12 protein-coding genes are annotated in these 14,853 nt (G+C 63.6%); 1 reads left to right on the forward strand and 11 read right to left on the reverse strand.

The features are described 5' to 3' along the window. From G9C89_RS11575 to G9C89_RS11595, 5 genes are all read right to left on the reverse strand, one after another. Positions 1–1,839, reverse strand: a complete 1,839-nt coding sequence (locus G9C89_RS11575) for an amidohydrolase (RefSeq protein ID WP_172148345.1) — start codon at positions 1,837–1,839, stop codon at positions 1–3. Between the two features lie 165 nt (positions 1,840–2,004). After that, positions 2,005–2,544, reverse strand: coding sequence for an antibiotic biosynthesis monooxygenase (locus G9C89_RS11580; RefSeq protein WP_172148041.1), 540 nt, complete (start codon positions 2,542–2,544; stop codon positions 2,005–2,007). Between the two features lie 26 nt (positions 2,545–2,570). Then, a complete protein-coding gene (locus tag G9C89_RS11585) occupies positions 2,571–2,981 on the reverse strand; it encodes a DoxX family protein (protein WP_390623795.1) in 411 nt (136 codons plus the stop codon). A 56-nt stretch (positions 2,982–3,037) separates the two neighbouring features. Continuing rightward, positions 3,038–3,691 (reverse strand): hydrolase, encoded by a 654-nt coding sequence (locus G9C89_RS11590; protein WP_172148043.1) that lies wholly within the window; start codon positions 3,689–3,691, stop codon positions 3,038–3,040. 88 nt (positions 3,692–3,779) lie between these two features. After that, a complete protein-coding gene (locus G9C89_RS11595; protein WP_172148044.1) occupies positions 3,780–4,604 on the reverse strand; it encodes an alpha/beta fold hydrolase in 825 nt (274 codons plus the stop codon). Positions 4,605–4,963: 359 nt separating this feature from the next. Between G9C89_RS11595 and G9C89_RS11600 the strand changes: the two genes are divergently transcribed. Next, on the forward strand, positions 4,964–7,762 hold the full coding sequence (locus G9C89_RS11600) for an ATP-binding protein (RefSeq protein ID WP_172148045.1): 2,799 nt from the start codon (positions 4,964–4,966) through the stop codon (positions 7,760–7,762). Positions 7,763–7,796: 34 nt separating this feature from the next. On the opposite strand, the gene G9C89_RS11605 is transcribed toward G9C89_RS11600, so the two are convergent. From G9C89_RS11605 to atpG, 6 genes are all read right to left on the reverse strand, one after another. Next, positions 7,797–9,281: an ATP-binding protein gene (locus tag G9C89_RS11605; RefSeq protein WP_172148046.1), complete on the reverse strand. Its 1,485-nt coding sequence runs from the start codon at positions 9,279–9,281 to the stop codon at positions 7,797–7,799. Positions 9,282–9,434: 153 nt separating this feature from the next. Further along, the gene (locus tag G9C89_RS11610) at positions 9,435–10,385 is read right to left on the reverse strand and encodes a GlxA family transcriptional regulator (RefSeq protein WP_172148047.1); all 951 of its coding nucleotides are present in this window, start codon (positions 10,383–10,385) and stop codon (positions 9,435–9,437) included. A 142-nt stretch (positions 10,386–10,527) separates the two neighbouring features. After that, positions 10,528–11,886 carry a bifunctional UDP-N-acetylglucosamine diphosphorylase/glucosamine-1-phosphate N-acetyltransferase GlmU gene (gene glmU, locus G9C89_RS11615; RefSeq protein ID WP_172148048.1) on the reverse strand — a complete coding sequence of 453 codons (1,359 nt, stop codon included), beginning with the start codon at positions 11,884–11,886 and terminating at the stop codon, positions 10,528–10,530. Positions 11,887–11,973: 87 nt separating this feature from the next. Further along, the gene (locus tag G9C89_RS11620; protein WP_172148049.1) at positions 11,974–12,402 is read right to left on the reverse strand and encodes a F0F1 ATP synthase subunit epsilon; all 429 of its coding nucleotides are present in this window, start codon (positions 12,400–12,402) and stop codon (positions 11,974–11,976) included. Positions 12,403–12,585: 183 nt separating this feature from the next. Then, the gene (atpD, locus tag G9C89_RS11625; protein WP_172148050.1) at positions 12,586–13,962 is read right to left on the reverse strand and encodes a F0F1 ATP synthase subunit beta; all 1,377 of its coding nucleotides are present in this window, start codon (positions 13,960–13,962) and stop codon (positions 12,586–12,588) included. A 30-nt stretch (positions 13,963–13,992) separates the two neighbouring features. Then, entirely contained in the window at positions 13,993–14,853 is an 861-nt protein-coding gene (atpG, locus tag G9C89_RS11630) for a F0F1 ATP synthase subunit gamma (RefSeq protein WP_172148051.1), read from the reverse strand.

Consider the following 14,853-nt stretch of genomic DNA (forward strand, 5'->3'; position numbering starts at 1 on the left):
TCAGAAGGCAAAGCAGGAGCAACCGAAAGCACCCCAGAAACCCTGGAAGTCGCTGACCGGAACCGAGGACAGGCGCGCCCTTTCGTGACTGTGCGCGTGCACCGCGCAGGACCCGACGCACTGGTGCACCTGGGCCACCAGCGGTGCGGACGGGCGCCAGTGCCCGGGCACGTTGACCACCGGCGACCAGTCCGGCATGACCGGTATGGGCGGCGGCGACAGCTTGCCGAACTCGCCGGCGCCGTACACCACCTTGCCGTCGACGATGGTCAGGACCGATTCGATCCATTTGATCGCCTCCTCCTCGACGCTGAAGAAGTCCGCCGACAGGGCGATCAGGTCGGCCAGCTGGCCGACCTTGATCTGGCCCTTCTTGCCCTGCTCGGATGAGAACCAGGCGCTGCCGTGGGTGAACAGTTGCAGCGCGGTGTCGCGGGCAAGCCCCTGTGGATAAAGCGCCATGCCGCCGACGGTGCGCCCGCTGACCAGCCAGTACAACGAGGTCCAGGGATTGTAGCTGGACACCCGGGTGGCGTCGGTGCCGGCGCCGACCGGTATGCCCTCGGCGAGCATGCGCTGGATCGGCGGGGTCTGCTCGGCGGCCTGCTGGCCATAACGGTCGACGAAGTACTCGCCCTGGAACGCCATGCGGTCCTGGATCGCGATGCCGCCGCCCAGCGCCCGTACCCGCTCGATGTTCTTCGGGCTGATGGTCTCGGCGTGGTCGAAGAACCAGGGCAGGCCGTTGAAGGGCATGTCGCGGTTGACCTTCTCGAACACGTCGAGCATGCGCGAGATGGATTCGTCGTAGGTGGCGTGCAGGCGGAACGGCCAGCGCTGCTCGACCAGGTGGCGCACCACCGGCTCCAGCTCCTCCTCCATGCTGGCGGCCAGGTCCGGGCGCGGTTCGACGAAATCCTCGAAGTCGGCGGCGGAGAACACCAGCATCTCGCCCGCGCCGTTGTGCCGGAGGAAATCGTCACCCTGGTGCAGCTTGACCGAGCCGGTCCAGTTCTTGAAGTCGGCGAGTTCTTCCTTGGGTCGCTGGGTAAACAGGTTGTAGGCGATGCGCACGCTGAGCTGATCGGCCTTGGCCAGCTCCTCGATCACCGCATAGTCGTCCGGGTAGTTCTGGAAGCCGCCGCCGGCGTCGATGGCGCTGGTCACGCCCAGGCGGTTGAGTTCGCGCATGAACTGGCGGGTCGAGTTGACCTGGTACTCCAGCGGCAGCTTCGGCCCCTTGGCCAGGGTCGCATAGAGGATCATCGCATTGGGCTTGGCCACCAGCATGCCGGTGGGCTCGCCCCTGGCGTCGCGCTGGATTTCCCCGCCCGGCGGATTCGGCGTGTCCTTGGTGTAGCCGACCGCCCTCAACGCGGCGCGGTTGAGCAGCGCGCGGTCGTAGAGGTGAAGGACGAACACCGGGGTCTCCGGCGCGACCTGATTGAGCTCGTCGAGGGTCGGCATGCGCTTTTCGGCGAACTGGAATTCGTTCCAGCCGCCCACCACCCGCACCCACTGCGGTGCCGGGGTGCGCTCGGCCTGCTGCTTGAGCAGGCGCAGCGCATCGGCGAGCGAGGGCACGCCCTCCCAGCGCAGCTCCAGGTTGTAGTTGAGGCCGCCGCGGATCAGGTGCAGGTGCGAGTCGTTGAGACCGGGCACCACGGTGCGCCGCTGCAGATCGATGACCCGGGTGGCGCTGCCGCGCAGGGCCATGGCCTCGGCGTCGCTACCGACGGCGACGAAGCGCCCATCCTTGATCGCCACGGCGGTGGCGCTGGGGTTTTCGCGGTCGACCGTGTGCAGACGACCATTGAACAGGATCAGATCGGCGTTCATGGCACTCCCCTTGGAATTCATGGAATGGCTAGGTGATAGGCCGGCAGCCGCGGCAAACGGCAAGGCGGACCACAGGGCGCCAGTGGCTCCGACCACGGAACTGCTGGCGAGGAAGCGGCGGCGGCCGCGATCGGTTTGGTCATGGCTCATGCTGTCCTCCGCCCCTCAACGGGGTTTCAGCCAGGTGGCGAACAGGGCCGTCACCCTGGGCATGAACAGGTAGACGACCAGCAGGACGATGCTCAGGGTGATCAGCACGTTGCTGGCGATATAGCCACCCAACCAGGGTAGACGAGCGAACAGCGGCTGCCAGAGCAGTGGCACCAGCAGGCTCAGGGGCAGGATCACCAGGAAGGTGATGCACGCCTGCTTCCAGCGCACCGGTGGCGCCAGCGGACTCGGGGTGAACCAGAATTCGCGGCCCGCCTCGATCTGCGTCTGATCGCCCTCGGCGAGCAAGGGCGCCACCTCCTCGATCAGATGCCGGCGTTCGCTGGAGTCCAGCCAGTGTTGCAGCTCCCCGGTCCCGGCGAAGCGCAGCACACAGACGAACTGGCCCAGGTCACGCATGACGTTCACCCCCAGGTGACCGGGGTAGGTGCTGGCAATCCGGGTGGTACGCCGCAGCCACTGTTCATACGCCGCCTCCCGACCTGCCTTTACCCGGTGACGCACGATCAGGGTGACTATTTCGAGCTCGTCCATAGCCTCTCCCGGCAACGCCCGTTGCCTCAGTGAATCCATAGCAGCCTGCCTTGCGGGTCGATCAATCGCCGGCCGATGGCAATACGGCCGCCGCCCGCAATGGCGAGGGTGGTGAAGACGATCAACAACAACCAGGCAAACTGCCCTGCGCCAAGGCTCCACTGCGGGTGCACCAGCAGCAGCGAGACCAGCAGCAGAAACACGATGGGCAGGCAGGCCAGGCGGGTGAACAGGCCGAACAGGATCAGCAGCGGACAGAGCACTTCGGCGAAAATCGCCAGGCTCAGGGTCAGCACACCGCCAAGGCCGAGTGGGTCCTCGATCACCTGTGCTTCCTGGCTGAAATGCAGCAACTTGGGCAAGCCATGCAGCTGCAGCAACAGCAGCGAACCACTGACCCTGAGGAACAGCAGGGCCCAGTCAACCGGATCGCGCATGCTCATCTCTCCGTCGATCGGGGCAAGCACCACACGGGGGCGTGTGGCGCCGCTGCTCAGTGGCCTTCCGAGGCGTTGAACATGGTCTTGGCGTAGATCAGCCCCAGGCCGTAGGCGCCACCGTGTTCGATCGAGGTTTTCACGGTCTGTTCGTAGGTCTCGCCGCGCGCCCAGTCACGCTGCAGCTCCAGCAGGTATTGCAGCGAGGTCATGGGCCGGGCGCCGAGCTGGATCATGCGCTGCATGGCCATCTCGTGCGCCTCGTCGGACACATCGCCACAGGCATCGGCGATCACATACACCTCGAAACCCTGGTCGATGGCCGACAGCGCCGGGCCGACGATGCACACCGAGGTCCACAGGCCGGCCAGGACGATCTTCTGCCTGTCCGCGGCATTGACCTCGACGGCGATACGCGGGTCTTCCCAGGTGTTCATGCTGGTGCGGTCGATCACCTGGTAGTCGGGGAACACCGACTTGATCTCGTCGAAGATCGGCCCGGAGAAGCTCTTCTCGGCGACGGTGGTGAGGATGGTCGATACCCCGAACTCCTTGGCGGCCTTGGCCACCAACGCGGCATTGTTGCGCAGGGTGACGGCATCGATCGACTTGGTGGCGAAGGACATCTGCGACTGGTGATCGATCATGATCAGGGTGTGATCGCTCGGGTTGAGCAGGGTCTTGCCGGGGGCAGCTGTGGCGATGGCCATGGTGGTTTCCTTTTGGTTCATGCAAGTAGTCGGTGAAGAATTGCCTGCCGCCGAGCGGGTGACCCGCAGCGGCAGACAGGCACTGTCATCAACGCTGGATAAACGCCAACAGGTCGGCATTCAGCCGATCCTTGTGGGTATCCGTCAGACCATGGGGCGCGCCCGGGTACACCAGCAGCTGGGCATCGGCCACCAGCCTGGCCGAGGCCCGGCCGGCAGTGCCTATCGGCACGATCTGGTCGTCGTCGCCGTGCACCACCAGGGTCGGCACATCGAATTTCTTCAGGTCGTCGGTGAAGTCGGTGGCGGAAAAGGCCGCGATGCAGTCGTAGGTGTTCTTGTGCCCCGCGAGCATGCCCTGCATCCAGAAGGCATCGATCAGGCCCTGGGAAACCACCGCGCCAGGGCGGTTGAAACCGAAGAAGGGGCCGCTGGCGATGTCCTGGTAGAGCTGCGAGCGGTTGGCGATGGAACCGGCGCGAAGGCCGTCGAACACCTCCATCGGCACGCCGTCGGGGTTGCTCTCGGTCTGCAGCATCAACGGCGGCACCGCCGAGATCAGCCCGGCCTTGGCGACCCGCCGGGTGCCGTGGCGGCCGATGTAGCGCGCCACTTCGCCACCCCCGGTGGAGAAGCCGAGCAGCACCGCGTCCTTGAGGTCGAGCGCCTCGATCAGTTCGGCCAGATCGTCGGCGTAGTGGTCCATGTCGTTGCCGTCCCAGGGCTGGCTGGAACGTCCGTGACCACGGCGGTCGTGGGCGATCACGCGGTAGCCGTTGGCCGCCAGGAACAGCATCTGCGACTCCCAGCTGTCGGCGTTCAACGGCCAGCCATGGCTGAACACGATGGGCTGACCGCTGCCCCAGTCCTTGTAATAAAGCTCGACGCCGTCGCGAGTGGTGAGGGTGCTCATTGGATGGTCCTCGACAATATCCTGGGGAGAGAACGGCTAGCACGGCTACCGCGGGTGCATGCCGTGACGCCGACCGACGCGACCCACTGCTGGCGAAAAGCGACCGGGGCCTGCTTGAATTTCATCTTCGGCGGCAGCCGGGAAGAGGGCGAGTTAAGGGTTGTTAATCGTCGTTGTGCCGCCCCCTCGGCAACCGGCCACAGCGACTACCCTGCGGCGCTGCCAGGCGTCTGATTTTCCTGGATTATTTTTTTAAGCTGTTTGCATTTACGGAAAAGCCTGAGCAACATGCTTGGATATAGGCCGCGCAAGACAGGCACGCCTTCCGTTAAAAACCAGCGGCGGATGCAGGAAAGGGCATGAGCCAACCATCGACCATTACCAGCGAGCGAGTCGTCACGCTGGGCCCCTACCGGATCTATCCACACAGACGCCTGGTGCTCGAGATCGACCGGCCCTTGCGTCTTGGCAGCCGTGCGATGGACATCCTGCTGATGCTGCTGGAGAACGCCGGCGCGGTGGTCGGCAAGGATCAACTGATCGCCCGGGTCTGGCCTGACAGCGTGGTCGAAGAGATCAACTTGCGCGTGCATGTGGCCGCCCTGCGCAAGGCCCTGGGGGATGGTCACAGCGGCCAGCGCTACATCATCAACGTACCTCAGCGCGGCTACAGCCTGGTCGCCCCGCTCTCGTGGCAGGAAACTGAAAACGGCACCGATGGCGTGCAACAGAGCGCGCCGCCAAGCAATCTGCCCCCTCACCTGAGCCGAATAATCGGCCGCGCCGAGGTGGTGTCCAGGCTGGTGAAGCTGGTACGCAAACAGCGCCTGGTGACCCTCGTGGGACCGGGGGGAATAGGCAAGACCATGGTGGCCCTGCACGTGGCCGAATTGCTCCTGGAGCATTATCCGCAGGGCGTCTACCTGCTCGACCTGGCGCCGCTCAACGAGCCCGCGGCGGTGGCCGCGAAACTGGCCGCGACGCTCAAGCTGCCCCGTCACAGTGATGAGCCGGTCGACGATTTGGCGAACTTCCTGGCCGCTCGGCAAATGCTGCTGGTGCTGGATAACTGCGAACACCTGATCGATGTCATCGCCGTCCTCGCCGACGCCCTGTTGAAGGCCAGCCCACGCCTGCACATCCTGGCGACCAGTCGCGAAGCCCTGCGCATCGAGGACGAATATGTCCGTCGCATTGGACCTCTGGAATGCCCGCCGCCAGTCGGCGCCGAGGACCGGGAACAGGCCTTGCGCTTCACCGCCCTGCAGTTGCTGGTGGAGCGCGCCAGGGCCAGCCAGGACGCTTTCGAGTTGACCGACAGCGAGCTGCCGATCGCCAGTGAGTTGTGCCGCCGCTTGGATGGTATCCCCCTGGCGATCGAGCTGGCCGCGGCGCAGATCGGCAACCTGGGCATGCGCGGCGTGCTGGCGCAACTCAGCGCCGATTTCCGCTTGCTCCCGCCTGGACGTCGAACCGCCCTGCCGCGCCAGAAAACCCTGTATTCCACGCTGGACTGGAGCCATGACCTGCTGACGCCGCGGGACCAGGCCTGCCTGCGCCGCCTCGGCATATTTCGCGGGCGCTTCACGCTCGAGTCGGCCAGCGCCGTGATCGCGGCAAGCGATATCGCCGCGGACCAGGTGCCCCAGTCGATAGGCCAACTGGTGGGCAAATCGCTGGTGCAGGTGAAGATAGTGGAGGATCAGGTGTATTACCGCCTGCTGGAGACCACCCGCACCTATGCCCTGGAGAAATTGCGCCATGCCGGCGAGCTGCCGGCCACCCAGCAGCGTCAGGCGGAAAACTGTTCCACCTTGCTGAGCCATGCCCATCAGGAGTGGGGAAAAATACCGCGCCAGCGCTGGCTGGATCGTTATGCGTATTGCCTGGATGACCTGCGCAGCGCACTCGACTGGGGGTTCTCGGCGACCGGGATAGGTGCTCTGGCGGTGCGCCTGACCGTTGCGTCGACGGCGCTGTGGCAAGCGCTATCCCTGTTGAAGGAACATGAACGCTATGTGGGCAAGGCCCTGGCAGTGCTGCAAGGCCAGGTGGCGCCCTGCCCGCAGCTCGAGTTGGCGCTCCGGCTTGTCCAGGGCAACGCCTGGTACCACACGCAAGGCGGCAAACCCGCGACGATTGCGGCCTTCGTCATGGCTCGGCAGCTGGCAGAACGATGCAACGACTTCAACGCCGAACTCAACGCCATATCCGGACTCATGGCCGTCAACCTGAGTAGCGGCCACTATCGGGAGGCTCTGGAGCAGACCCGACACTTCAACAAGCTGTGCCGCCTCGGCCCTGCCGAGCTGGCGCCAAGCGCGATCCGCCTGCAAGGGCTGGCTGAGCATTTCGCCGGGAATCAGACACTGGCGCGGCGCTTTGCCGAACAAGCGCGGGCCCACCTGAGCCGGGACGAAAGGCGTAACCACTTCACCCAGGGCTTCGGCGTGCAATATGACCAGGAGGTGGCAGTCCTGACCCTGATGGCGCGAACGCTGTGGCTTCAGGGCTATCCCGAACAGGCCTGGCAGATGGCCGATCAAGCCCTGCAGACCGCGCTGCGGATCGACCACGGCACATCGATCTGTTACACGCTTGCCCTCTCTGCCTGGGTTATCGCCCAGTACAACGGCAACAGTGCAGCGGCCGACAACCTGCTCAGGTTGTTCCACGAGCGCGCCCTGGCGCATAACCTGCGCTTCTTTCACACCTGGGCTCGGCATTATTCGGCGCTGGCCGGAAGCGAGCATGCGCCGAGCATGGCGGATTACCAGGGATTGATCAGCGATACCCTGGCGACCCTGGACCCACGCTTCGCCGATGAGGCCGTACTCGACCGGGCAGCGTCCGGCGAAGCCGGATGGGTCACCGCGGAGATCCTGCGGGTGAAGGCCACCCGCCTGCTTGCCCGGCAGCAGCCGGATCAGATCGCCGCCGAATGCCTGCTGGCACAGGCCGCCGCTATTGCCCGTCAGCAGGGTGCCCTGGCCTGGGAACTGCGCTGCGCCACGAGTCTGGCGCAACTGCGGCAGCGGCAAGGTCGCCGCCAGGATGCCTATGTGCTGCTGGCGGCGGTATACGGGCGCTTCAGCGAGGGCTTTGCCACACCCGACCTGCTCAAGGCCAAACAGCTGCTCGACGAACTGCAGGGATAGCGCCTGGCCTGAGTCGCCCTGACGGCCACAGGCATCAAGAGGCGCGGTTCGGTTTGAGCAGGCGCATGTCCCGATGCCGGGCATAGCGCTCCCGGACAAGCCGGAACTCATCGCTTTCCTGCAGTTTTTCCAGGGCATAGGCACGGGTGCAATTGAGCAACCGGTAGTGCACGACTTCATCGCCCATCTCGGCCAACAGCAATGACTTGGCCACCAACTGGATAACCGCATCAAAAATACCGGCGCTGCCCACAGCCTTGCAGGCGATGACGCTGATGGCCTGATCCAGGGTGACGGCCACCTTGAACAGTGCGAACCGTTGCAGCACGAACTGTTCGATCGGGGTCAGTAGCGCATAGCTCCAGTCCAGCGAAGCCCGCAGCGACTGCTGTCGGGCCAGGGCAGTGCGTTGCCCCTGCATCGACAGCAGAAAGGCGCCCGCCAATTGCGCGCGCAAGCCCTCCAGACCAAACGCATCGACCCGTGCAGCAGCCAACTCGATTGCCAGGGGAGAACCATCCAGACGCCGACAGATACCCACGACCAGCGGTACATCCCGGTCGCGCAGGCTGAAGCTCTCCTGGTGGGAGGCCACACGACTGACGAACAGCTGCAGCGCCGAATAGGTCAAGGCATCCGCTGCGCTCAACTGGGCCGAGTCCGCGGGAAGGGTCAGCGGCATCAGGCGCTGCACACACTCGCCCTCGGCCAGCAACGGCTCGCGGCTGGTGGCCAGAATCGACAGGCGCGGGGCGGCCTTGAGCAAGTGCTCGACCAGAGTGGCGCAGGCATCGATCAGGTGCTCGCAATTGTCCAGCAGCAACAGCAGGTGGCGCGACCGCAGATAGTCGCCGATACAGGTGACGGGATCCCGAGCGGGAACGCTCAGGCCGAGTGCACCGGCCACCCTGGCCGCTACCAGCGCCGGATCGGCCAGCGCAGCAAGATCGATGAAGACAACCCCATCTTCGTAGCATTCCGCCAGCACTTCGGCCGCCCGCACGGCCACCGCTGTCTTGCCCATGCCGCCAGCGGCGACCAGCGTCATCAGGCGTCGAGCCGGCAATTGCCGGACCAGCAGAGCCACAATCGGATCACGGCCTTCGATCCGGGACAGCCGGGCCGGCAGCGTTGGGCCGGGCCCTGCGGCCCGCCGGGGTAGATCAGCAACCTCTGCTTCACGCGACTGCACATCGGCAACGAAGGAATAACCCCGCTGGGGGATATTGACGATGTAGCGCTGGCCGTCCCGCCCATCGCCGAGCGCCCGGCGCAAGGCGGCAATATGCACCCGCAGGTTGATCTCTTCGACCACCGTTGCGGGCCATACATGTGCAATGATGGCCGCCTTGCTCACCACGGTGCCGGCGTTCGTCACCAGCAGGTGCAGGATATCCAGCGCCTTGCTGCCGACGCGCAGCGGCCTACCACCATCCAATACCAGGCGGCGCTGCACGTAATAGCAGAACGAACCGAATTGCAGTATTTCTTCGGCCTGAATGCTTCTGAATGTGTTCATGCGCACGAAGCGCTGCGATCGCCGATCCCGCCCGACGTCGAGCGCCACTCCATCTTGAGGATTCCTGGCTATCGTCCCAGACATCCGCGCGCAGGAAATGCCTATAAGCGGACAGATACGGCCAACCCGCTGCCCGATACGGACACCGGAGAACTAGCTGAATTGCCGTCGATATTGGCTCGGCGTCAGCCCCAGCCTTTCGCTGAACAGATAGCGCATATGCCGCACACTGCCGAAGCCACTGCGGTAAGCCACCGTTTTCAGCGGCAGGTCGCTGGTTTCCAGAAGTCCCCTGGCGCTATCGATTCGCGCACTCTGGACGAACTCCATGGGCGTCATATTCACCTCGCGGGTAAATATCCGCGCAAAGTGCCGCGAGCTCATGGCCGCCAGGCTGGCCATCCGCTCGACGCTGAACTCCTCGGTCACGTGCTCGAGGACGTAGTTCTGCACTCTGCTAATCGGCGAGTCCTCCTTGGCCACCGAGGCAACCAAGGGACTGAACTGCATCTGCCCGCCCTGGCGCCTCATCACCACCAACAGCACCTTGGCAACGGCCAGGGCTATTTGCTTGCCATGATCCTCGGCGACGATGGACAGGGCCAGATCGATCCCGCTGGTGACGCCGCCCGAGGTAATCAGCGTTCCGTCTCTGACGAAGATCTGGTCGGTTTCGACCCGGGCGTTGGGAAACCGCTTGGCCAGTCTCTCCGTGTAGTTCCAGTGCGTGGTGACCCGCCGGCCATCGAGCAGGCCTGCCTGGCCCAGGATAAAGGCCCCGGTGCAGATCGAGCCCAGGCAGCCAACCTTGGCGGCCACGGTGCGCAACCAGCACTGGAGCCTTGGATACACTTCGTTGTAGGCACCCGGCCCACCCGGCACCAACAAGACGTCGTAGGTCCCTGGCGCGTCGTCGATATGCATATCCGCCGTGAGCACGACGCCATTGGAGGCGCGCACGCGCAATTCATCCGAGCCGACTGTGGATATCTCATAGCAATCGCCCGGATCGAGGTAGCGATTGGCGATGGAGAAGACCTCCATGGGCCCGGCCACATCGAGCAGCAACAGGTCCGGGAACAACACGACTGCGACGGTCTTCATGGGCTTCGGTCCGCGCTGATACGAGAGGCCGTAGCTTGCCCCGGCCCCCCCACAATGATCAACCACAGGCGTCTTGCCGAGGAAGGCAACCCAGGCCATGGCTGGCCTACCAGTCGCCAGGCCGGATCAACCTGCGCCAGGGTCACTTCTTGGTCGGGCGCTTCCAGCCGTCGATGTTGCGCTGCGTGGCGCGTGCGACCGCCAGGGTGTTGGCCGGCACATCGCTGGTCACCACCGAACCGGCGCCGGTGGTGGCGCCGTCGCCCAGGGTCACCGGCGCCACCAGCGCGCTGTTGGAGCCGATGAACACGTCCTCGCCGAGCACCGTCTTGAACTTGTTGGCGCCGTCGTAGTTGCAGGTGATGGTGCCGGCGCCGATATTGCTGCGGGCGCCGATTTCGGCATCGCCCAGGTAGCTCAGGTGCCCGGCCTTGGCGCCTGCGCCCAGCACGGCATTCTTCAGTTCGACGAAGTTGCCGACATGCGCCTTGGCGCCGAGCACGCTGCCGGGACGCAGGCGAGCGAACGGACCGCAATCGCTGCCCGCGCCCATTTCGGCACCGTCCAGATGGCTGTTGGCCTTGACCACTGCGCCCTGGCGCAGGGTGCTGTCCTTGATCACGCAGTTCGGGCCGATCTGCACACCGTCTTCGATGACCACCCGGCCTTCGAGGATCACGTTGATGTCGATCAGCACGTCGCGGCCTACCGTCACTTCGCCACGCAGGTCGAAACGCGCCGGATCGCGCAGGGTCACGCCCTGGACCATCAGGTTGCGCGCGGCGCGCTGCTGGTAATGCCGCTCCAGTTCGGCCAGCTGCATGCGGTCGTTGGCGCCCTGCACTTCCATGGCATCCAACGGCTGTTCGGTGGCCACCACCAGGCCATCGGCCACGGCCATGGCGATCACGTCGGTCAGGTAGTACTCGCCCTGGGCATTGCTGTTGGACAGCCGGCCCAGCCAGTCGCCCAGGCGTTTGCCCGGTACGGCGAGGATGCCGGTGTTGCCTTCGCAGATCTGCCGCTGCTCGGGGGTGGCGTCCTTGTGCTCGACGATCGCCTTGACCACCCCGGCGCCATCGCGAACGATGCGGCCGTAGCCAGTCGGATCGATGAGGTCGACGGTCAATAGCCCAAGCTGCTCGGCGCCGACCTGCTCGAGCAGACGCTCGAGGGTGGCGGTCTCGATCAGCGGCACATCGCCATAGAGGATCAGCACGCGCTCGGCGGTCAGCGCGGGCAGGGCCTGAGCCACGGCATGACCGGTGCCCAGTTGTTCGCTCTGCAGGACGAAGTTCAGGTCATCTGCCGCCAGTCGCTCGCGCACCAGGTCCGCGCCATGCCCGATCACCACATGGATGCCGGCAGGCGAAAGCTCCCGGGCGCGGTCGATGACGTGGGCGAGCATGGATTTACCGGCGATCGGATGGAGGACTTTCGGCAAGGCGGAACGCATGCGGGTGCCTTGGCCGGCGGCGAGGATGACGATATCGAGAGACATAGGCAGACACTGATCCAGAAAATGCGGACAAAGAAAAAGGGTAGCCAAGGCTACCCTTTTACTGACTTGCAATGAAGTAGAACGGTATCAGCTACCGCCGTACTTCTTGCGCAGCTGCTGGACGGTGCGCAGCTGAGCTGCGGCCTCGGCCAGACGAGCGGCGGCGGAACCGTAGTCGAACTCAGCGCCTTTTTCATGCAGGGCCTTCTCGGCAGCCTTGACGGCTTCCTGAGCAGAGGCTTCGTCGAGGTCGGCAGCACGCTGCACGGTATCGGCCAAAACCTTGATCATGTTCGGCTGCACTTCAAGAAAGCCGCCGGAGATGTAATACACCTCGGCTTCGCCACCTTGCTTGATCAGGCGAATCGGACCCGGTTTGAGGTCGGTGATCAGCGGCGCGTGGCCTGGAGCGATACCCATATCACCCAGGTTGCCGTGCGCAATCACCATCTCGACCAGACCGGAGAAAATCTCGCCTTCTGCGCTGACGATGTCGCAATGGACTGTCATAGCCATTTCTAACCTCACGTATCGGTCATTTGAACGATAATGCGCTCGACTATGCTGCGTTGAAAGCCGGCTCAAAATGCTCATTTACCAGAGCAAACTGCGCTTTTTCACCGGTTTTCGCCTTGCCTAGCCTTCACTCGCTACGCGTTCAACCAGACCGTCAGCGCCCGTCTCCGGGCGCACGGGTGATTACAGTTTCTTCGCTTTCTCGATGGCTTCTTCGATGCCGCCGACCATGTAGAACGCCTGCTCCGGCAGGTGATCGTAATCACCTTTGAGGATACCGCTGAAACCAGCGATGGTGTCCTTCAGGGAGACGTACTTGCCAGGCGAACCGGTGAATACTTCGGCCACGAAGAACGGCTGCGACAGGAAACGCTGGATCTTGCGCGCACGGGATACCAACTGCTTGTCGGCTTCCGACAGCTCGTCCATACCCAGGATCGCGATGATGTCCTTCAGTTCCTTGTAACGCTGCAGCACGTACTGCACGCCACGGGCGGTGTCGTAGTGCTCCTGACCGATCACGTTCGGGTCGAGCTGACGCGAGGTGGAGTCGAGCGGGTCGACCGCCGGGTAGATACCCAGGGAAGCGATGTCACGGGACAGTACGACGGTGGCGTCCAAGTGGGCGAAGGTGGTCGCCGGGCTCGGGTCGGTCAAGTCATCTGCAGGTACGTATACCGCCTGGATCGAGGTGATCGAACCGTTCTTGGTCGAGGTGATGCGCTCCTGCAGGATGCCCATCTCTTCGGCCAGGGTCGGCTGGTAACCCACCGCGGAAGGCATACGGCCCAGCAGTGCGGATACTTCGGTACCGGCCAGGGTGTAGCGGTAGATGTTGTCGACGAACAGCAGAACGTCGTTACCTTCGTCGCGGAACTTCTCGGCCATGGTCAGGCCGGTCAGTGCTACGCGCAGACGGTTGCCTGGTGGCTCGTTCATCTGACCGTAAACCAGGGCTACCTTGTCGAGAACGTTGGAGTCCTTCATCTCGTGGTAGAAGTCGTTACCCTCACGGGTACGCTCGCCCACACCGGCGAACACGGAGTAACCGCTGTGCTCGATGGCGATGTTACGGATCAGTTCCATCATGTTTACGGTCTTGCCGACACCGGCACCACCGAACAGACCGACTTTACCGCCCTTGGCGAACGGGCAGATCAGGTCGATAACCTTGATGCCGGTTTCCAGCAGGTCGTTGCCGCCGGCCTGTTCAGCGAAAGACGGCGCAGGACGGTGAATGCCCCAACGCTCTTCTTCGCCAATCGGACCGGCTTCGTCGATCGGGTTGCCCAGTACGTCCATGATCCGGCCCAGGGTCGCTTTACCGACAGGTACGGAGATGGCTGCGCCAGTGTTGTTGACGTCCAGACCGCGCTTCAAGCCTTCGGTCGAGCCCATCGCAATGGTACGCACCACGCCGTCGCCCAGCTGCTGCTGAACTTCCAGGGTGGTTTCGGCGCCTTGAACTTTCAAGGCGTCGTAGATGCTCGGAACCTGATCGCGTGGGAATTCCACGTCGATCACGGCGCCGATGATTTGTACGATACGTCCGCTACTCATAGCTGGATCCTCTGAATATATGAACCGGTATCAGACCGCGGCAGCGCCGCCAACGATTTCCGAGATCTCTTGGGTGATCGCCGCCTGACGCGCCTTGTTGTAGATCAGCTGCAAATCGCTGATCAGATCACCGGCGTTGTCGGTAGCGTTCTTCATCGCGATCATCCGCGCCGCTTGTTCAGCCGCGTTGTTCTCGACCACCGCCTGGTACACCTGCGACTCCACGTAGCGCACCATCAAGCCGTCCAGCAGCTCCTTGGCATCGGGTTCATAGAGATAGTCCCAGTGATGCTTGAGCTTTTGATCCGAATCAGCGACCAGGGGAATCAACTGTTCCACTGTCGGCTGTTGCGTCATGGTGTTGATGAACTTGTTCGAGACCACGGACAAACGGTCGATACGACCATTGAGGTATGCATCGAGCATGACCTTGACGCTACCGATCAGATCGTTGATCGACGGTTCCTCGCCCAGGTGGCTGATCGCAGCAACGACATTGCCGCCAAAGCTGCGGAAGAAAGCCGCACCCTTGCCACCAATCACGCAGAGGTCGATCTCTACACCCTGTTCGCGGTTTACCACCATGTCCTTGACCAGGGCCTTGAACAGGTTGGTATTGAGGCCACCACACAAGCCGCGGTCACTGCTCACCACCACATAACCGACGCGCTTTACTTCACGCTCGATCATGAAGGGATGACGGTATTCCGGGTTGGCGTTGGCCAGATGACCAATCACCTGGCGGATGCGCTCCGCGTAAGGACGGCTGGCAGACATGCGCATTTGAGCCTTGCGCATCTTGCTGACAGCTACCTTTTCCATGGCGCTGGTGATCTTTTGCGTGCTTTTGATGCTCGCAATCTTGCTGCGAATCTCTTTTGCGCCTGCCAT

The organism is Pseudomonas tumuqii (genome assembly GCF_013184545.1).
In the GTDB taxonomy this organism is placed as follows: domain Bacteria; phylum Pseudomonadota; class Gammaproteobacteria; order Pseudomonadales; family Pseudomonadaceae; genus Aquipseudomonas; species Aquipseudomonas tumuqii.